The organism is Paracidovorax cattleyae, from assembly GCF_900104515.1.
Classification (GTDB): domain Bacteria; phylum Pseudomonadota; class Gammaproteobacteria; order Burkholderiales; family Burkholderiaceae_C; genus Paracidovorax; species Paracidovorax cattleyae.
Genome location: NZ_FNJL01000003.1, coordinates 121,198 through 138,389, shown reverse-complemented (window position 1 = coordinate 138,389; position 17,192 = coordinate 121,198). Strand labels below are relative to the sequence as shown.

18 protein-coding genes are annotated in these 17,192 nt (G+C 68.9%); 13 read left to right on the top strand and 5 right to left on the bottom strand.

Annotation, left to right across the window (positions count from 1 at the left end; all coding sequences use genetic code 11):
• The first annotated feature begins 4 nt into the window (after positions 1–4).
• The 6 genes from BLR05_RS03375 (at position 5) to BLR05_RS03350 (ending at position 5,810) form a co-directional block, all read left to right on the top strand.
• Positions 5–691 (top strand): RraA family protein, encoded by a 687-nt coding sequence (locus BLR05_RS03375; protein ID WP_092832331.1) that lies wholly within the window; start codon positions 5–7, stop codon positions 689–691.
• Entirely contained in the window at positions 688–1,620 is a 933-nt protein-coding gene (locus tag BLR05_RS03370) for an NAD(P)-dependent oxidoreductase (RefSeq protein WP_092832329.1), read from the top strand. Before BLR05_RS03375 ends, BLR05_RS03370 begins: the two co-directional genes overlap by 4 nt.
• Before the next feature lie 102 nt (positions 1,621–1,722).
• Positions 1,723–2,742 (top strand): tripartite tricarboxylate transporter substrate binding protein, encoded by a 1,020-nt coding sequence (locus BLR05_RS03365; RefSeq protein WP_225979297.1) that lies wholly within the window; start codon positions 1,723–1,725, stop codon positions 2,740–2,742.
• A 37-nt stretch (positions 2,743–2,779) separates the two neighbouring features.
• Positions 2,780–3,736: a tripartite tricarboxylate transporter substrate binding protein gene (locus BLR05_RS03360; protein ID WP_092832328.1), complete on the top strand. Its 957-nt coding sequence runs from the start codon at positions 2,780–2,782 to the stop codon at positions 3,734–3,736.
• Between the two features lie 185 nt (positions 3,737–3,921).
• Positions 3,922–4,824 carry an amidohydrolase family protein gene (locus BLR05_RS03355; protein WP_092832326.1) on the top strand — a complete coding sequence of 301 codons (903 nt, stop codon included), beginning with the start codon at positions 3,922–3,924 and terminating at the stop codon, positions 4,822–4,824.
• Positions 4,825–4,889: 65 nt separating this feature from the next.
• The gene (locus BLR05_RS03350) at positions 4,890–5,810 is read left to right on the top strand and encodes an SMP-30/gluconolactonase/LRE family protein (RefSeq protein ID WP_092832325.1); all 921 of its coding nucleotides are present in this window, start codon (positions 4,890–4,892) and stop codon (positions 5,808–5,810) included.
• Between the two features lie 3 nt (positions 5,811–5,813).
• Here the strand turns inward: BLR05_RS03350 and BLR05_RS03345 are convergent, their stop codons facing one another.
• Together BLR05_RS03345 and BLR05_RS03340 are read right to left on the bottom strand one after the other, a co-directional pair.
• Positions 5,814–6,032 carry a tripartite tricarboxylate transporter substrate-binding protein gene (locus BLR05_RS03345; RefSeq protein ID WP_092832323.1) on the bottom strand — a complete coding sequence of 73 codons (219 nt, stop codon included), beginning with the start codon at positions 6,030–6,032 and terminating at the stop codon, positions 5,814–5,816.
• 154 nt (positions 6,033–6,186) lie between these two features.
• The gene (locus tag BLR05_RS03340) at positions 6,187–7,320 is read right to left on the bottom strand and encodes an alpha-hydroxy acid oxidase (protein ID WP_092832322.1); all 1,134 of its coding nucleotides are present in this window, start codon (positions 7,318–7,320) and stop codon (positions 6,187–6,189) included.
• Positions 7,321–7,426: 106 nt separating this feature from the next.
• Here BLR05_RS03340 and BLR05_RS27585 point away from each other — a divergent pair, with 106 nt between their 5' ends.
• From BLR05_RS27585 to BLR05_RS03325, 4 genes are all read left to right on the top strand, one after another.
• Entirely contained in the window at positions 7,427–7,615 is a 189-nt protein-coding gene (locus BLR05_RS27585) for a hypothetical protein (RefSeq protein ID WP_167361185.1), read from the top strand.
• A complete protein-coding gene (locus BLR05_RS03335; protein ID WP_092832320.1) occupies positions 7,528–7,980 on the top strand; it encodes a lactonase family protein in 453 nt (150 codons plus the stop codon). The genes BLR05_RS27585 and BLR05_RS03335 overlap by 88 nt, the downstream gene beginning before the upstream one ends.
• A gap of 142 nt (positions 7,981–8,122) precedes the next feature.
• A complete protein-coding gene (gene katG, locus BLR05_RS03330) occupies positions 8,123–10,354 on the top strand; it encodes a catalase/peroxidase HPI (RefSeq protein WP_092832319.1) in 2,232 nt (743 codons plus the stop codon).
• Between the two features lie 155 nt (positions 10,355–10,509).
• Positions 10,510–11,790, top strand: coding sequence for an NAD(P)/FAD-dependent oxidoreductase (locus BLR05_RS03325; RefSeq protein ID WP_092832318.1), 1,281 nt, complete (start codon positions 10,510–10,512; stop codon positions 11,788–11,790).
• 36 nt (positions 11,791–11,826) lie between these two features.
• Here the strand turns inward: BLR05_RS03325 and BLR05_RS03320 are convergent, their stop codons facing one another.
• Positions 11,827–12,684 (bottom strand): hypothetical protein, encoded by an 858-nt coding sequence (locus BLR05_RS03320; RefSeq protein WP_225979299.1) that lies wholly within the window; start codon positions 12,682–12,684, stop codon positions 11,827–11,829.
• A gap of 117 nt (positions 12,685–12,801) precedes the next feature.
• Positions 12,802–13,347, bottom strand: coding sequence for a PAS and helix-turn-helix domain-containing protein (locus tag BLR05_RS03315; protein ID WP_092832316.1), 546 nt, complete (start codon positions 13,345–13,347; stop codon positions 12,802–12,804).
• A gap of 79 nt (positions 13,348–13,426) precedes the next feature.
• Between BLR05_RS03315 and BLR05_RS03310 the strand changes: the two genes are divergently transcribed.
• From BLR05_RS03310 to BLR05_RS03300, 3 genes are all read left to right on the top strand, one after another.
• On the top strand, positions 13,427–14,242 hold the full coding sequence (locus tag BLR05_RS03310; RefSeq protein ID WP_092832314.1) for a CoA transferase subunit A: 816 nt from the start codon (positions 13,427–13,429) through the stop codon (positions 14,240–14,242).
• 1 nt (position 14,243) lies between these two features.
• The gene (locus tag BLR05_RS03305) at positions 14,244–14,885 is read left to right on the top strand and encodes a 3-oxoacid CoA-transferase subunit B (protein ID WP_092832313.1); all 642 of its coding nucleotides are present in this window, start codon (positions 14,244–14,246) and stop codon (positions 14,883–14,885) included.
• A gap of 232 nt (positions 14,886–15,117) precedes the next feature.
• Positions 15,118–15,627 carry a chemotaxis protein CheW gene (locus tag BLR05_RS03300; protein ID WP_092832311.1) on the top strand — a complete coding sequence of 170 codons (510 nt, stop codon included), beginning with the start codon at positions 15,118–15,120 and terminating at the stop codon, positions 15,625–15,627.
• Between the two features lie 118 nt (positions 15,628–15,745).
• On the opposite strand, the gene BLR05_RS03295 is transcribed toward BLR05_RS03300, so the two are convergent.
• Entirely contained in the window at positions 15,746–16,975 is a 1,230-nt protein-coding gene (locus tag BLR05_RS03295) for a GNAT family N-acetyltransferase (protein ID WP_192883905.1), read from the bottom strand.
• Positions 16,976–17,192 lie beyond the last annotated feature (217 nt).

Genomic DNA, 17,192 nt, shown 5'->3' with positions numbered 1-17,192 from the left:
CACCATGAGCCAACTTCCCGAAGTCATCCGCGACATCGAGCGCGTGAATGCCGACGTCGTCGCCAAGGCCGCGACCTTCCAGGCAGCCATCCTGGCCGACGTGGCCGGCCGCCGCGGCACCATGCACGCCCGCGTCTCGCCCGTGCACCAGAACATGAAGCTGGCGGGCCCGGCCTTCACCGTCGAGGTGCGCCCCGGCGACAACCTCATGATCCACGCGGCCATCGCGCTGGCCAGGCCCGGCGACGTGCTGGTGATCGACGGCAAGGGCGACCAGACCGCCGCGCTGATGGGCACGCTGATGCTCAGCGCCTGCAAGAAGATCGGCCTGGCCGGCGTGATCGTGGATGGCGCCATCCGCGACAAGCTGGAGATCCTGGAGCTGGACTTCCCCGTGTTCAGCGCTGGTTTCAACCCTGCCGGCCCGACCAAGTACGTGCCCGGCCGCATCAACCATCCCATCTCCGCCGGCGGCACCGTGGTGAACCCGGGTGACCTGGTGGTGGGCGATGCCGACGGCGTGGTCGTGATCGAACGCGCCAAGGCCCCCGCCATGATGGCCCTGGCCGACAAGAAGGTGGCCGACGAGGCCGCCCGCATCGAGGCCATCGCCCGCGGCGACACGGCATCGAAGTGGCTGCCCGCGGCGCTGCGTGCCGCTGGCGTGCTGAAGGAAGGGGAATCGCTGTGAGCGCCCGCACCATCGTCATCACCGGCGCCGACCTGGCGCAGCAGGCCCTGGATCTGCTCCAGGGGTTCGAGATCGCCTATGCGGGCAAGACGCCCACCGAGGACGACCTCGTGGCCCTGTGCCGCCAGCACGACCCGGTGGCCATGATCGTGCGCTACGGCAAGGTGGGCCCGGCCGTGATGGACGCGGCACCTTCGCTCAAGGTGATCTCCAAGCATGGCAGCGGCACCGACACCATCGACAAGGTGGCGGCGAAAGCGCGCGGCATCGAGGTGGTGGCCGCAGTGGGCGCCAACGCCGCCGCGGTGGCCGAGCAGGCACTGGCGCTGCTGCTGGCCTGCGCCAAGTCCGTGGTGGAGCTGGATGCCCGCATGCATGCCGGCCACTGGGACAAGGCCACGCACAAGAGCCTGGAGCTGGGCGGCCGCACGGTGGGCCTGGTGGGCCTGGGCGCCATCGGCCTGCGCTTCGCGAAGATGGCCGATGCGCTCGGCATGCGCGTGATCGGTTTCGACCCGTTTGCGAAGAACCTGCCGGACTACGTGCAGAGCGTGCCGCTCGAAACCATCTGGCGCGAGTCGGATGCGGTGTCGCTGCACTGCCCGCTGACCGAGGAGAACCGCGGCATGCTCAACGCCACCACGCTGGCGCAGTGCAAGCGCGGCGTGATCGTGGTGAACACCGCGCGCGGCGGCCTGATCGACGAGGCAGCACTGCTGGAGGCCGTGCGTTCCCGCCAGGTAATGGCAGCGGGCCTGGACAGCTTCGCCGTGGAGCCGATGGCGGCCGGCCACCCGTTCCAGGGAGAGAAGCACTTCGTCCTCTCCCCGCACATCGGCGGCGTGACCAGCGACGCCTACGTGAACATGGGCGTGGGCGCGGCCCGCAACCTGCTGGCCGTGCTGGAGCGCGCTGCCGCGGCGGCCTGACCGGAAGGCAGGGCACGGCTGCGTGGCCGTGCCCTGCGCCAGCGACCATTCACCACACGAGGCTGCGCGCGACGCGGCCGGCCCATGACAGGAGACATGCGCATGCATTCCATTTCTGCAGGCGACGGGCGAACCACGCCTGTTCGCTTCACCGCTCTCGTTCCGAAGGCCCTGGCCGCCACGCTTTTCGCCGCCTCGGCCGCCTGCCTCGCGCAGGCTGGTGCCTATCCCGCCAAACCCGTCAAGCTGGTCGTGGGCTTCGCGGCCGGCGGGCCCACCGATGTGGTGGCGCGCGCCTTCGCCGACCATGCCAGCCGCGCGCTGGGCCAGCCGTTCATCATCGACAACAAGCCTGGCGCCAACACCATTCTGGCCGCGCAGGCCGTGGCCAGCGCACCGGCGGACGGCTACACGCTGCTGTTCGGCGCCACCAACCACACGATGATCCCGGGACTCTACAGCGGGCGGGTGAAGTTCGACGCGGTGAAATCCTTCAAGCCGCTGTGCACCGTGGCGACCAGCCCCACGGTACTGGTGGTGGGGCAGGGGCTGCCCGTGAAGACGCTGGCCGACTACATGGCCCGCGCCCGCCAGGAGCCGGGCCGCGTCACGGCGGGCACCGCGGGCGTGGGCAGCTCCGGGCATTTCGCCACCGAAATGTTCGCGCGTGCCAACGGGCTGAAGTTGAACCACGTGCCCTATAAGGGCGCTGCGCCCGTGGTCACCGATCTGATGGGCGGCCAGCTGGGCAGCTCGTTCGCCACGCTGGGCTCGGTGCTGCCGCAGATCCGCAGCGGCAAGCTGGCGGCCCTGGCCGTGGCGTCGCCCCGGCGGTCGTCGCTGCTGCCCGACGTGCCCACGTTCGCCGAAGCAGGCGGCGGCAACTACTCTGCCGATGCGTGGTACGGCGTGCTGGCGCCCGCCGGCCTGCCCGAACCCATCGCGCAACAGCTGGAGAAGGTGGCGCGCGAGTTCGCGGGCAGCGCCTCCGCGGCCGGGAGGCTGCGCGGCCTGGGGCTCGACGCCGAGTCCACCTGCGGCACTGCCTTCGCGGCGCTGGTCGAACGCGAAGTCGCCACCTACACGCAGATCGCCAGGGATATGGACCTGAAAGCTGAATGAGCGCAGCTCACAGACAACACCACCGCAAGGAGACGCCATGCACCGTTTCATCAAGCCCTTCGTCGCCGCCGTCGCCCTCGCTGCGGGCCTGGCCCATGCCGCTTTCCCGGAACGGCCTGTCACCATCGTCGTGCCCTATGCCCCGGGCGGCGCAGCCGATGCCGTGGCACGCGTGATCGCCACGCGCATGGGCGCCAAATTGGGCACCAGCGTGATCGTGGACAACAAGGCCGGCGCGAGCGGGACCATCGGCGCGAGCTTCGTCGCCAAGGCGCCGGCCGACGGCTACACGATGCTCTACGACGCCACGCCGTATTCCATCAATCCGCACCTGTTTCCCAGGATGCCGTATGCGGCCAGCGCGCTGCAGCCGCTGTCGCTGGTGCTGCTGGCACCCAACGTGCTGATCGTGAAGGCCGACTCGCCGCTCAAGAACGTGGGCGATCTGATCGCCCGGGCCAAGGCGCAGCCGGGCAAGATCAATTTCGCCTCGGGCGGCAGCGGCACGGTCCAGCGCCTGGCTGCGGAGCTGTTCCGCCAGCGGCTCGGGCTGGATATGGTGCATGTGCCCTACAAGAGCGGCGGTCCGGCGATCGCCGACGTGATGGGCGGGCAGGTGGACTTCATGTTCGGCACGGTGGCGGCTACCTATCCGCTGGTGACGGGCGGCAAGCTGCGGGCGCTGGCCGTGTCGGCGCCGGAGCGCTCCAAGCGCCTGCCCGACGTGCCCACCGTGGCCGAGGCCGCTATCCCCGGCTACGAAGCCTACGAGTGGAACGGCATGTTCCTGCCCGCCGGCACGCCCGCACCCGTCGCCGCGCAACTGCAGCAGGCGCTGGCCGAGGTGCTCAAGGAAGACGAGGTACGCCAGCGACTGACCGACCTGGGCGCCCAGCCCATCGGCTCCACGCCGGCCGAGTTCGCCATCTTCCTGAAGAAGGAAGAGGCGAAGTGGGGCGAGGTGGTGCGCAAGGGCCACATCAAACTCGACTAGACGAGCGACACCCCCTGAGCCGCTGCGCGGCTTGCCCCCGTTCTCGCGGCGCTGTGCGCCGCGGGCAGGGGGACGACGCCAGCGCGGCGGGGCGGCCCTTGCGCGGCGTCTGCTGGCCTGGGCCGCGCCCAGGACGTAGGCCATGCCCAGGGCATGGACCGGGATGTGGACTGAAGTGAGACACGATGAATCTGCATGACCTCTCTGAACCCGTGCCCCATTCGGTGGGGGTGAAACGGCCATCGCGCGTGCTGCCCGCGCTGGCCTGCGACAGCCACATGCACATCTTCGACCTGCGTTTCTTGCCGTCGCCGCACTGGCCGCGCACGCCGCCCGATGCGCCGTTGGCCGCGTACCGCCGGCTGCAGCAGCGCCTGGGCACGTCGCGCGCGGTGGTGGTCACGCCGTCCACCTACGGCACCGACAACGCCTGCACGCTCGACGCACTGGACCAGTTGGGCGATGGCGCGCGGGGCGTGGCCGTGGTCGGGCAGGGCGTTTCCGATGCCGAACTGGCCCGCCTGGCAGCGCGCCGGGTGCGGGGGCTGCGCGTCAATTTCGTCTCCCCGCAGTCCTGGGGCGAGACCACGCCCGGCATGCTGGCCGGCCTGGCGCGGCAGGTGGCCCGCCATCCCCATTGCGTGGGCTGGCACATCCAGGTGTTCGCGCAGCCGGAGCAGATCGTCGCGATGGAGCCCCTCCTGCAGTCCTTGCCCGTGCCGCTGGTCATCGATCACCTGGGGCGCATCGATCCGGCAGAAGGCACCGCGGCCCCGGCGTACACCGTGCTGCGCCGGCTGCTGGACGCCGGCAATACCTGGGTCAAACTGTCGGGCGCCTACATGCGCTCCGCGGTGCAAGGCCCGGGGCACGGCGATACGCTCCCCCTGGGCCGCGCATTCGTGCAGGCCGCACCGCAGCGGCTGGTGTGGGGCAGCGACTGGCCGCACACCACCGAAGCTCCCGGTAGCGTGGACGATGCGACGCTGGTGGACCTGCTGCGGGCCTGGACCGGCTCGGACGCCGCCATGGATGCCATCCTGGTGCACAACCCCGCGCTGCTCTACGGCTTCGGCGTGCATGCCTGAACGCTGCGCGCCGTCGGACCGATCAACCCCGGCAACGACGATTTCCAAGAAAAGCGAACCGTTCCATGTTCCTGCTGCAAGCCCCCCAGGTCCGTGACCTGGAAACCTTCACAGCCATGCCCGCATCCCTGCGCCGCCCCGAGCGCAGCGACTGGGCCGATGCCAACCGCGGCGGCACGGTCACCGACTCGTTCCTCGAAGGCCCGGTGTTCGACGAGGCCGGCAACCTCTACGTGAGCGACATCCCCTGGGGCCGCATCTTCCGCATCGATCCCCAGGGTGCCTGGAGCCTCGTGGCCGAATACGACGGCGAGCCCAACGGCCTGAAGTTCCTCGATGCCGGCACGCTGCTCATCACCGACTACAAGAACGGGCTGATGCGGCTGGACGTCGCCACCGGCCAGGTCGCGCCGTACCTGCAGCGCCGCAACAGCGAGCGCTTCAAGGGCGTGAACGACCTGGTCTTCGATGCCGAAGGCAACCTTTATTTTACCGACCAGGGGCAGAGCGGCCTGCACGACCCGTCCGGGCGCCTCTACCGCCTGCGCCCCAACGGCCAGCTCGACCTGCTGCTGCACAACGTGCCCAGCCCCAACGGCGTGGCGCTCTCGCCCGACGGCCGCGTGCTGTACCTCGCCGTCACGCGCGGCAATTGTGTCTGGCGCATGCCGCTGCTGCCCGACGGCAGCGTGGCCAAGGTGAGCCAGTTCTTCACCTCCTACGGCCCCAGCGGCCCCGATGGCCTGGCCGTGGATGCCGACGGGTGCGTGCTGGTCGCCAACCCCGGCCTGGGGCTGATCTGGGTGCTCAACGACCGTGCCGAGCCCGTTCAGGTGCTGCGTGGCCTGCCGGGCAGTTCCACGACCAATCTCGCTTTCGGCGGGAAAGGGCGACGCACGCTGTACGTGACCGACTCCACGCATGGCCGCGTGCTGCGCGCGGCCATGGACGCGCAAGGACTGCCGTTGCACGGGGGCGTGCGCTGATCCTCAATACGCAGTCGGCAGCCCCGACTGGATGAGCACGGCGTCGGTGGCGGCGGCGAGCTTGTCCACGAAGGCCAAATCCTGCACGGCAGGGCCGGCGCCTTTGTAGCCGCCCGCGCCCCCGCGGTTGTCGATCACGAAAGGCTGGCCCAGTCGCTGGCCGCAGGCTTCCGCGAAGATGCGCGCCGTGCTGTCGGCGTTGCCGCCGGGCACGAGGCGCATGACCACCTTGACGGGGCGGGCAGGGTAGGCGTCCTGCGGTGATCGGGCCCGGGCGGGCTGCACTAGTGCGAGCGAGCCGGCCAGCGGCGTGGCGAGCGTGGCGGCCAGGGCGGCGCGGAGGGTGATGCGGTGGTCATGGAAGTCTCCTGGTTGTTCATGCGGGGATGAGATGCTCGGGATTCAGCTCGGCCAGCGAGGACACGCCCAGCAGCGCCATGTCGCGGTGGATTTCGTCCTGCAGCAGGCCGATGGCATGCGCCACGCCGGCCTGGCCGCCCGTCGCCGCGGTGTAGGCCATCGGGCGGCCGACGAACACGTGGTCCGCGCCCAATGCCAGGGCCTTGAGCACGTCGGTGCCGCGGCGCACGCCGCTGTCGGGCATCAGGGCCATGCCGCCTTTGACGCGCGCTGCCTCCGCCAGGATGCGCAGCGGCGGCGCCGTGCCGTCGAGCTGCCGGCCTCCGTGGTTGGACAGGATCACGCCGTCCGCGCCCGCCTGCCCGGCGCGCTCCACGTCCGCCGCAGCAATGAGTCCCTTGGCGACGAGCCGGCCCTTCCACAGCCTGCGGATGAGGGCGAGGTGCTCCCAGCGGAGGTGGTCGCGCAGGCCGAACTGGCGCACCACGCTGCGCGAGATGATGGGAACGCCGCGGCCCGCGCCGGCATTCTCGAAATGCGGCATGCCGCGCTTCACGAGCGTGCGGGCGAGCGTGCCGAGCAGCCAGCGCGGCCGCACCAGCCCGTCCAATGCCAGGCGCGGCCCGGGCCGCAGCGGCGTGGAAAACCCCACACGCACGTTGTTCTCGCGGTTGGCGAGCGTGGCCGTGTCCACCGTGACCACCAGCGTCCGGAAGCCCGCCTGCGCGACCCGCTGCACCAAACCTTCGATGTATGCAGGCTCGCCCGGGATGTAGGCCTGGAACCGGCCGCAGGTGGGAGCCGCACGCGCCACGTCCTCCAGCCGGGTCAGGGAGGCGCCGCTCAGCACGAAAGGAATGCCCGCCGCCTCGGCGGCGCGTGCCAGCACCAGGTCGCCCTCGAACGCGAAGAGGGCGCACGGGCCCATGGGCGCGATACCGAAGGGCGCTCGGTAGGACTCGCCCATCAGCGTGGTGGCCTGGCTGCGGCGCGAAACGTCCACCAGCACGCTGGTGCGGAACATCCATTGCCGGAAGGCGGCATGGTGGGCCTGCAGCGTCACGTTGTCTTCCACGCCGCCCTTCAGATGAGGTGCTGCTGACCTGCCGCGGCGACGCCGCCACCGCCGAGCGCGCGGAAAATCCCGGATCGCTCAGGCACCTGCGCATCGGCCCGCAGGGCCCTGCGCGGCCCGTGCAGACGGTCGCACCGCGGGCGGTGCCGGCTTCGGCCCGCGCAACTGCGCTTTCCACCCCGTGGCGCCCTGGCTGTACGCAGTGCTGGAACGGCAGAACGCGCTGGCGGTGTTTCCCCTCCAGGGCGGACGCATCGCCGCGCAGCCTGCCCACACGGTGGCATGCTGCAGCGGCCGGACCGCATCCACCGCCCGCAACTGGCCGGCGCGCTGGAAGTGCATCCGGGCGGCGGATGCGCGTACGCCATGAACCGCTCGCACGCTGTAGTGCACAACGGAGCGCACACCGTCTGCGCGGGCGGCGAGAACAGCACCGTGGTCTTCTGGCTGGACACGCGCACGGGCGAGGCCGCGCCAGTGCGGTTTCAGCCCCTGCAGGGCCTGCACGCACACTGCATCGCCATCGCGCACGGCGGCCGGCTGCTCGTGGCGGCCATCCGGCAGGCCAGCGCGCAGCGCATCCCGGAAGCCATCCGGCACTGTCCCGCCGGCTTCAGCATATTCCGCATCGGGCAGGACGGCTGCCTGCAGCCACTGGGGCACCATGCGGCTGAGGTCGGGACCGGGCAGATTTTCTGGGCCGGTGGCTGCGAAGGATTGCCGTGCGACCCCTGAGCCGGGGGCCATGTGCGCCACGCCGGTTCCATCGAAATAGGTTGTGAAAAACTATTGAATTAATTTGATCAATTGATTTTTTATTGTTCTCGACTTTGCGTAGCATCTCCTCCATTGCTCATCCACAAAAAGGAGTGTCCCCATGACGCAAGACGCAACCAAGTGCCCGTTCCACGCAGCCGCCGCCAACGGTGGCACGATCAACAAGGATTGGTGGCCCAACCAACTGCGCCTGGACCTGCTCAACCAGCATTCCAGCAAATCCGACCCCCTGGGCGGCTCCTTCAACTATGCCGAAGAGTTCAAGAAGCTGGACTACGAAGGCCTCAAGCGCGACCTGCGCGCCCTCATGACGGATTCGCAGGACTGGTGGCCGGCCGACTTCGGCCACTACGGCCCGCAGTTCGTGCGCATGGCCTGGCATGCCGCCGGCACCTACCGCACGGGCGACGGCCGTGGCGGCGCGGGCCGCGGCCAGCAGCGCTTCGCCCCCCTCAACAGCTGGCCCGACAACGTCAACATCGACAAGTCCCGCCGCCTGCTCTGGCCCATCAAGCAGAAGTACGGCCAGAAGATCTCCTGGGCCGACCTGCTGGTGCTGACCGGCAACGTGGCGCTGGAAACCATGGGTTTCCGCACTTTCGGCTTCGCGGGCGGCCGCGAAGACACCTGGGAACCCGACCAGGACGTGTATTGGGGCAGCGAGAAGACCTGGCTGGGCGGCGATGACCGCTACGGCAAGGGCAAGCCCGGCGACGGCACCCTGGTGGCCGAGCCCGCCATGCACGGCCACGAGAAGGAGCGCCTGCTCGAAAACCCCCTGGCCGCCGTGCAGATGGGCCTGATCTACGTGAACCCCGAAGGTCCCGCAGGCAACCCCGACCCGGTGGCCGCCGCGCACGACATCCGCGAGACCTTCGCCCGCATGGCCATGGACGATGAGGAAACCGTCGCGCTGATCGCCGGCGGCCACACCTTCGGCAAGACCCATGGCGCCGGCGCGGCCGAGCACGTCGGCCCTGAACCCGAGGCCGCGGGCCTGGAGCACCAGGGCCTGGGCTGGGCCAGCAGCTTCGGTTCCGGCAAGGCCGGCGACGCCATCACCAGCGGCCTGGAAGTCACCTGGACCAGCACGCCCGCCCAGTGGGGCAACGAGTTCTTCGAGAACCTGTTCAAGTTCGAATGGGAACTCACCAAGAGCCCGGCCGGCGCCCACCAGTGGCAGGCCAGAAATGCGCCCGCCACCATCCCCGACGCGCACGACCCCACGAAAAAGCGCGTGCCGACCATGCTCACGACCGACCTGTCGCTGCGCTCCGACCCGGCCTACGAGAAGATCTCGCGCCGTTTCCTGGAGAACCCGCAGGCCTTCGCCGAAGCCTTCGCCCGCGCCTGGTTCAAGCTCACCCACCGCGACATGGGCCCGCGCGCCCGCTACCTGGGCCCCGAAGTGCCGAAGGAAGAGCTGGTCTGGCAGGACCCGATCCCGGTCGTCACCCACGACCTGGTCGATGCCGCCGACGTGGCCGCGCTGAAAGAGCGCGTGCTGGCCTCCGGCCTCGCGGTGCAGGAGCTGGTCGGCACCGCCTGGGCCTCGGCCTCCACCTTCCGCGGCTCCGACAAGCGCGGCGGCGCCAACGGCGCACGCATCCGCCTGGCCCCCCAGAAGGACTGGGCCGTGAACCAGCCCGAGCAACTGGCTCGCGTGCTGCAGGTGCTCGAAGGCATCCAGCGCGAATTCAACAAGGGTGCGGATGGCGACAAGCGCATCTCGCTGGCCGACCTGATCGTGCTGGCCGGTGCGGCCGGCGTGGAGCAGGCCGCCAGGGCCGCCGGCGTGGCCGTGACCGTGCCCTTCAAGCCAGGCCGCGCCGATGCCCGCCAGGACCAGACCGACGTGGAGTCGTTCTCCGTGCTGGAGCCTGCGGCCGATGGTTTTCGCAATTACACCAAGGCCCGCTACAGCGTGCCCGCCGAGGTACTGCTGCTGGACAAGGCCCAGCTGCTGACCCTTACGGCGCCGGAAATGACGGTGCTGGTCGGCGGCCTGCGCGCCGTCAACATCAACGTGGGCGGTAGCGCGCACGGCGTGTTCACCGCCACGCCCGGTGCGCTCACCAACGACTTCTTCGCCAACCTGCTGGACATGTCCACCGAGTGGAAGGCCGCAGGCGACCTGTTCGAGGGCCGCGACCGCAAGACCGGCGAGAAGAAGTGGACCGGCACCCGTGTCGATCTGGTCTTCGGCTCCAACTCGGTGCTGCGTTCCCTGGCCGAGGTATACGCCAGCGCCGACGCGAAGGAGAAGTTCGTGCAGGACTTCGTGGCCGCCTGGGCCAAGGTGATGGACCTGGACCGTTTCGACCTCGCCTGATGCGTGCGCCGCCGGCCGGCGCGTCCGGCCGGACTCCGGCGCCCGCCGCATGGGGCCCGCCTCCCGCAGGGGAGCGCGGGATTTTTTGCTTTTTCGTGAAAGCAATCAGGGTAAGCCCTAAACTTGACGCATCGCAAGGAAGCGGGGGCTAAGGCATGCATTCGGACATCGTGATCGTGGGTGGCGGGGCTGGCGGGCTGGAACTCGCTGCACGGCTGGGGCGCCGCCTGGGGGCGCGGCAGGGCCGCGAACGGGTGCTGCTGGTGGACCGCTCCCCATTCCATATCTGGAAGCCCACACTGCACGAGGTGGCCGCCGGCACGCTGGACGCCCACCAGGAAGGCCTGTCCTACCCCGTTCTGGCACGGCGCAACCATTTCGGCTTCGCCATCGGCGACCTGGTGGGCATGGACGCCGCACGCAAGACCATCGAGCTGGGCGAAATCCGCAACGCCGAGGGCGAAGTGCTGGTGCCGCGCCGCACGGTAAGCTACACCCGGCTGGTGCTGGCCATCGGCAGCGGATCCAACGCCTTCGGCACGCCGGGCATCGAGCATGCCTACCTGCTGGAGAACGTGCGCGATGCGCAGCGCTTCCACACCGACTGGCTGGGCGCCTGCGCGCGGGCCTCGTTCTCCGACAGCCGGGCGCTGTCGATCGCCATCGTCGGCGCCGGCGCCACGGGCGTGGAACTGTCCGCCGAACTGCTGGAAGCGCATGCCGAGCTGCTGGAAAGCCTGGGCAGCAGCCAGCGCTTCCGGCTCGACATTTCCCTGGTGGAAGGCGGCAGCCGCATCCTGGGCGGCCTGCCGGAAAAGATTTCTGCGCAGGCCGAGGTGGCGCTGCGCCGCAAGCAGGTGCAGGTGCTCACCGGCACGCGCGTGACCGAGATCCGGCGTGGCGCCCTGGTCACCCCCAACGGAGAGATTCCTGCCGACATGGTGGTATGGGCCGCCGGCATCAAGGCCGCGGAGGGCAATGCCCGCCTGGGCCTGGAGGTGAACCGGCTCAACCAGTTCATCGTGGACGACCGCCTGCGCACGTCGGCGCCCGACGTGCTGGCCTTCGGCGATTGCGCCGCCTGCCCGTGGGTCGATGGCAAGACCGTGCCCGCCCGCGCACAGGCCGCCCACCAGCAGGCCGACTACCTGGCGAAGGTGCTGGGCGCGCTGCTGCGCGAGCAGGAGGTGACCGAGCCCTTCGTGTACAAGGACTTCGGCTCCCTGGTCTCGCTGGGCGACAACAAGGGCGTGGGCAACCTCATGGGCGGGCTGGGCGGGCGCAACTTCTTCGTCGAAGGCCTGATCGCCAAGTGGATGTACATCTCCCTGCACCTGAACCACCACCGCGCCATCCTGGGCACCGGCAAGACGGTGGTGCTGGCTCTGGCACGGCTGCTGCAGCAGCGCGTGTCCGGCCGTCTCAAGCTGCATTGATGCGGCCCGGGCAAGGCCCCGGGCCGCGGCCTGCCATCACTTCGATGTGTAGGTGACTTTCGTCATCTCGGTCGTCGAGGGAAGCCCGTTCGACGAAGAGCTGGCAATCTTGATGGTGCGGCCGCGATAGGGGCCGTCCGACACCGTCCACAACTGGAAGTTGGCCTGCACCGTGCCGGCGTTGGGGGAGACGATGACCTGGTCCGTGTTGAACTTGCAGACATTGAACGTTCCCATCGCGGTCTGCACCGTCTGCATGCCGGTGTAGGTGAAGCGTTCCTGGACGGTGTCCTCGGTTGTCACCGTGCCGTTGTCCGCCTTCGCGATCACCGTGGTCTGGATGGTGTAGTTGCGCTCCACGGTCTGCCCGGGCTGCATGTCCAGGGGCGTGGAGACGGGCGGGTCGTACACCTGCGTCAGGACCTGCGTGGACGTGTCGGACACTACGCCGTAGGCCAGTTCGTTGCCATTCACCAGATCGCGGAATTCCCGGTTGTCGCCTGCGGCGGCATTGGAGCGCGGTATGAACATCACCGGCCGGGCACCGGCGAAGTCCTGGCGTGCGCCCGTGGTGGTCGTGCGAGTGAAGGCGATGTCGGCCTGGCCCTGCATCCTGGTGATGCCTTCCTCCACGAGGACGGTGCCTTCGTTGTAGTCCGCCACGTTGTAGCAGGCGGCTGAGCTGCCGGCAGACGGCGCGGGTGCCGGTCCAGGAGAAGGCGATGGCGACGGAGAGGGCGAGGGCGAGGGCGAGGGCGAGGGCGAGGGCGAGGGCGCTGGGGTCAGCTCGCCGCCACCACCTCCACCACCGCAGGCAGTGAGGGATGCCGCGGCGAATGCGGCGAACGCGGCGAAGGCTGCGGCCTTCCGGAGGGATGAAGCAGACGGGGTCATGGCGGTGGGAGGGCCGTGGGTGGGGAAGGCGCGAAAGTTATCTGCCGCCACGGCAGTTCCGAACCCCACCGAGGTGGCGCAGATGCAACCAAGTGTTGTCCTGCCCGGCAAGCGTCCTCAGCCGACCATCAATTTTTGTACCAGATCGGCTGCGGTCGAGGCGCCATATTTGCGCATCAGGCGCGCCCGGTAGATCTCCACCGTGCGGTGGCTGATGTCCAGCGCCCGGCCGATCTCCTTGGAGGTCATTCCGTCCAGCAGCCGCGCGGCCACCTCGCGTTCGCGGCCCGTGAGTTCGGCCTTCACCGGACGCTGCGAACTCAGGTCCTCGAAGCTCCAGATGCCCGATTCGTGCGGGGCCTTGCGGTTGAGCGCCCGGCCCGACACGTGGCACCAGAACACCTCGCCGCTGGTCCGGCGCATGATGCGGTTGTCCGCGTAGTGGCCCTTGGCGTTCAGGATGGGCTCCATGCGCCGGCCCAGGCGCTCGTACTCGTCGGCGCTGGGATAGAGAATGCGGAACGACTGGCCGATCAGCACCTCGCGCGAGGCACCGAACATCTCGCATACCTGCCGGTTGCAGTCCACCATGGTGCGGTTGCGCGAGATGACCAGCCCCACCGGGGCCATGTCGAACGCGAGGCGGTAATCGGCGACATCCATGGAAGTATTTAGGGAAAACTACGTAACGATATACGTAGTATCGTAGCGGCCATCCACCTTGTTGTTGAGGAGTCTCCAAGTGAACAAGCTTTTCCCCTCCGCGGCCGAGGCGCTCAAGGGCGTCGTGGCCGACGGCCAGTTGCTGGCCGTCGGCGGTTTCGGGCTCTGCGGCATCCCCGAGGCGCTGATCGACGCCCTGCGCGACAGCGGCGTGAAGGGCCTCACCGTGATTTCCAACAACGCGGGCGTGGACGGCTTCGGCCTGGGCAAGCTGCTGGAGACGCGGCAGATCAAGAAGATGATTTCGTCCTATGTGGGTGAGAACAAGGAATTCGAGCGCCAGTACCTCGCGGGCGAGCTGGAACTGGAGTTCACGCCCCAGGGTACGCTGGCCGAGAAGCTGCGTGCCGGCGGCGCGGGCATTCCTGCCTTCTTCACCAAGACCGGCGTGGGCACCATCGTGGCCGAGGGCAAGGAACTGCGTGAATTCGACGGCGAGACCTACGTGATGGAGCGCTCCCTGGTGCCCGGCGTGTCGCTGGTCAAGGCGCACCGGGCCGACAAGTCGGGCAACCTGCAGTTCCGCCTCACCGCGCGCAACTTCAATCCGGCGGCGGCCACGGCGGGCAGGCTCTGCATCGTCGAGGTGGAGGAGATCGTCGAGACCGGCGAGATCGCGCCCGACGACGTGCACCTGCCAGGCATCTACGTGCACCGCATCGTGCACAACCCGAATCCCGAGAAGCGCATCGAAAAGCGCACCGTGAGCGCTGCCGCACCCGTCGATGTCGTCGCCGCCAAGGTCGAGGCCCAGGCCGTGATCGCCCAGGCCGCCGCCGCGGCCGACGTCCCCGTGGTGCCCACCGTGCCCGCCAACAAGAAAGAAGGAGCCTGACATGCCCTGGACCCAAGACCAGATGGCCGCGCGCGCGGCGCAGGAGCTGGAAGACGGCTTCTACGTGAACCTCGGCATCGGCATCCCCACGCTGGTGGCCAACCACACCGGCGACAAGGAAGTGTGGCTGCAATCCGAGAACGGCATGCTGGGCATCGGCCCCTTCCCGGCCGAGGACGCCGTGGACGCCGACCTCATCAACGCCGGCAAGCAGACCGTCACGACCATTCCCGGCTCGTCCATCTTCGGCAGCGACCAGTCGTTCGCCATGATCCGCGGCGGCAAGATCAACCTCTCGATCCTGGGCGCCATGCAGGTCAGCGAGAAGGGCGACCTCGCCAACTGGATGATCCCCGGCAAGATGGTCAAGGGCATGGGCGGCGCCATGGACCTCGTGGCCGGCGTCAAGCGCGTGATCGTGCTGATGGAGCACGTCGCGAAGAAGAAGGACGGGACAGAGGACCTGAAGATCCTGCCGGCCTGCACGCTGCCCCTGACGGGCGTGGGCGTGGTGGACCGCATCATCACCGACCTGGCCGTGATGGATGTGACGCCCGGAGGCCTGAAGGTCGTGGAACGGGCGCCGGGCGTGGACTTCGAGGCGTTGCAGGCGAAGACCGGCGTGAAGCTGCTGTCCGCCTGAACGGCAGGGCCGGCCGCCCGGGAGGCGCGGCCCGGCCCGGGCATCTCCGCTGGAGTGGGTCCTTTGCAACGGCCTGCGGTATGCATCTGTTCCGACAACCCGCGGAGTGGGAAAATGGTTAAATGTCACCACAAGTAACCAGCGGGCTGCTATTCTGCCCCGACAATGTGATAAACGTGCCGGATCGCATTGCCCGGCCGCGCATCTGACCCGCTTCACCAAAGGATCCGCCATGCTGTCCACCCCTTCTGCCGCCCAGCACCGCTCGGGCGCTCAAGCCGCCACTCCGCCCGCGGAGTACCTGACCTTCCGCCTGGGCCAGGAGGAATACGGCATCGACATCCTGCGCGTGCAGGAAATCCGCTCCTACGAGCAGCCCACGCGCATGGCGCATGCGCCGGAGTTCATCAAGGGCGTGATCGACCTGCGCGGCGTGATCGTCCCCATCGTGGACCTGCGCCTGAAGCTCCACTGCGCCCAGGCCGAGTACACCGACTTCACGGTCGTCATCATCCTGAACGTCGGCGGGACGGTCCTCGGCGCGGTGGTGGATGCGGTGGCGGACGTGGTGGAACTGTCCGCCGAAGCGATCCGGCCCGCTCCGCAGTTCCAGGGCCAGGTGGACTCCGCCTTCGTCACCGGCATTGCCACGCTGGGCGAGCGCATGCTGATCGTCATGGACATCGAATCGCTGCTGAGCAGTTCCGAGATGGGCCTCGTGCGCTCCGTCGCGACCAACTGAAACCCTGATCCCGGGCCCCGCACGCGGGCGCCGTCCATGATCGGCCCACTCCTTCGGCCATGTGGGCGGGTGGGCGGTCGCCGCCGGAATGCGGTTGCCCGGCACGGAGACCGGGACCTCAGCCCATGTCCCGCGGCCGGGCAGCGGGCTTGAAGGGACTGTGCGCTTCCAGTTCCTGCAGGTAGCCCTCCACGCCCCGGCCTTCGCGGTGCAGGAAATCCTCGACCGCCGCCGCGAACCCGGGATGCGCCAGCCAGTGCGCGCTGGAAGTCGCTACCGGCATCAGCGCCCGGGCCATCTTGTGCTCGCCCTGCGCCCCTCCCTCGAAGCGGCCGGCGCCATGCGCGATGCACCAGGCCAGCGGCTGGTAGTAACAGGCCTCGAAATGCAGGCAGTCCACGCGCTCCAGCGCCCCCCAGTAGCGACCATAGGCCACCGGGCGGCCGTGCGGGCCCGCGTCCTCGCCGAGCGCCACGAGGCTGCAGGCGATCGGCTCGCCGGCGCGCTCCGCCACGAAGAGCAGCCAGGCCTCGGGCATGTCGCGCTCCATCCGGTGGAAGAAATCGCGCGTGAGATACGGCGGATTGCCGTGCTCCCAGTAGGTGCGCTCGTAACAGCGGTAGAAGAAATCCCAGTCCTGCGGGCCGATGCCGCTGCCGCGTGCCCACCGGAAGGTCACGCCGGCGTCCGCCACGCGGCGGCGCTCCTGGCGGATCTTCTTGCGCTTGTCCTGCGAGAGCGTTGCGAGGAATGCGTCGAACGTGGCGAACGCCGCACCCGTGGCCGGATCGGCATTGCGCCAGTGGAACTGCACCGTCTGCCGTAACATCAGCCCTGCCTCGCGGGCAGCCTCCACGTCCTGCGGCGCGGCGAACAGCAGGTGCAGCGACGACATGCCCGCTTCCTCGCACCACTGAACCAGTGCCCGGACGAGCACCTCGCGCGCGGCATCGTCCACCGCCAGCAGCCGTGCACCGGGCACCGGGGTGAAGGGCACCGCGACCACCGCCTTGGGGTAGTACTCCACGCCATGCCGGGCATACGCGTGGGCCCAGGCATGGTCGAACACATATTCGCCGTAGGAATGGGGTTTGGCGTAGAGCACGCAGGCGCCCGCCAGCATGCCCGACCGATGCAGGGTGCAGAACACCGGAGACCAGCCGGATTCCGGCACCGCGCTGCCGCTGTCATGCAGCGCGGCCAGGTAGGCATGCCGCATGAACGGCGTCGGCGCGTCCTGGGCGTCCAGCAGGGCGTCCCATTCCCGGGCATTCACGCCGTCGGGTGAGCCATGGCATTGCAGGGTGTAGTCGCCAGAGGATGGCGGAAGATCGTCAGGGTCACTCACGGGGCGGTCCGAAGGTGGGAGCAGGGAATGGCGGGGGCCGCCGCGGTGGGACGGCAACCCTGTCCATGATGGCGCAAAAGCGATCTCCCCCGCCTGCCGTGGAGATGTCCATCCACTGCCCAAAAATGCGGCACTGCAATAAATCTGTAATCGCCACAAGGGTTTACCCGCGCCCTACAGCCCAAGCCACGGCTTATCCACAGAGTTGTCCAGCGTA

What these genes read in the sequence shown, in the direction of transcription:
- BLR05_RS03360 (WP_092832328.1), top strand. Translation starts at nt 2,780, where the DNA reads ATGCACCGTTTCATCAAGCCCTTCGTCGCCGCCGTCGCCCTCGCTGCG.
- BLR05_RS03320 (WP_225979299.1), bottom strand. Translation starts at nt 12,684, where the DNA reads ATGACCCCGTCTGCTTCATCCCTCCGGAAGGCCGCAGCCTTCGCCGCG.
- BLR05_RS03345 (WP_092832323.1), bottom strand. Translation starts at nt 6,032, where the DNA reads ATGCGCCTCGTGCCCGGCGGCAACGCCGACAGCACGGCGCGCATCTTC.
- BLR05_RS03300 (WP_092832311.1), top strand. Translation starts at nt 15,118, where the DNA reads ATGCTGTCCACCCCTTCTGCCGCCCAGCACCGCTCGGGCGCTCAAGCC.
- BLR05_RS03325 (WP_092832318.1), top strand. Translation starts at nt 10,510, where the DNA reads ATGCATTCGGACATCGTGATCGTGGGTGGCGGGGCTGGCGGGCTGGAA.
- katG (WP_092832319.1), top strand. Translation starts at nt 8,123, where the DNA reads ATGACGCAAGACGCAACCAAGTGCCCGTTCCACGCAGCCGCCGCCAAC.
- BLR05_RS03375 (WP_092832331.1), top strand. Translation starts at nt 5, where the DNA reads ATGAGCCAACTTCCCGAAGTCATCCGCGACATCGAGCGCGTGAATGCC.
- BLR05_RS03355 (WP_092832326.1), top strand. Translation starts at nt 3,922, where the DNA reads ATGAATCTGCATGACCTCTCTGAACCCGTGCCCCATTCGGTGGGGGTG.
- BLR05_RS03305 (WP_092832313.1), top strand. Translation starts at nt 14,244, where the DNA reads ATGCCCTGGACCCAAGACCAGATGGCCGCGCGCGCGGCGCAGGAGCTG.
- BLR05_RS03350 (WP_092832325.1), top strand. Translation starts at nt 4,890, where the DNA reads ATGTTCCTGCTGCAAGCCCCCCAGGTCCGTGACCTGGAAACCTTCACA.
- BLR05_RS03315 (WP_092832316.1), bottom strand. Translation starts at nt 13,347, where the DNA reads ATGGATGTCGCCGATTACCGCCTCGCGTTCGACATGGCCCCGGTGGGG.
- BLR05_RS03335 (WP_092832320.1), top strand. Translation starts at nt 7,528, where the DNA reads ATGCTGCAGCGGCCGGACCGCATCCACCGCCCGCAACTGGCCGGCGCG.
- BLR05_RS03365 (WP_225979297.1), top strand. Translation starts at nt 1,723, where the DNA reads ATGCATTCCATTTCTGCAGGCGACGGGCGAACCACGCCTGTTCGCTTC.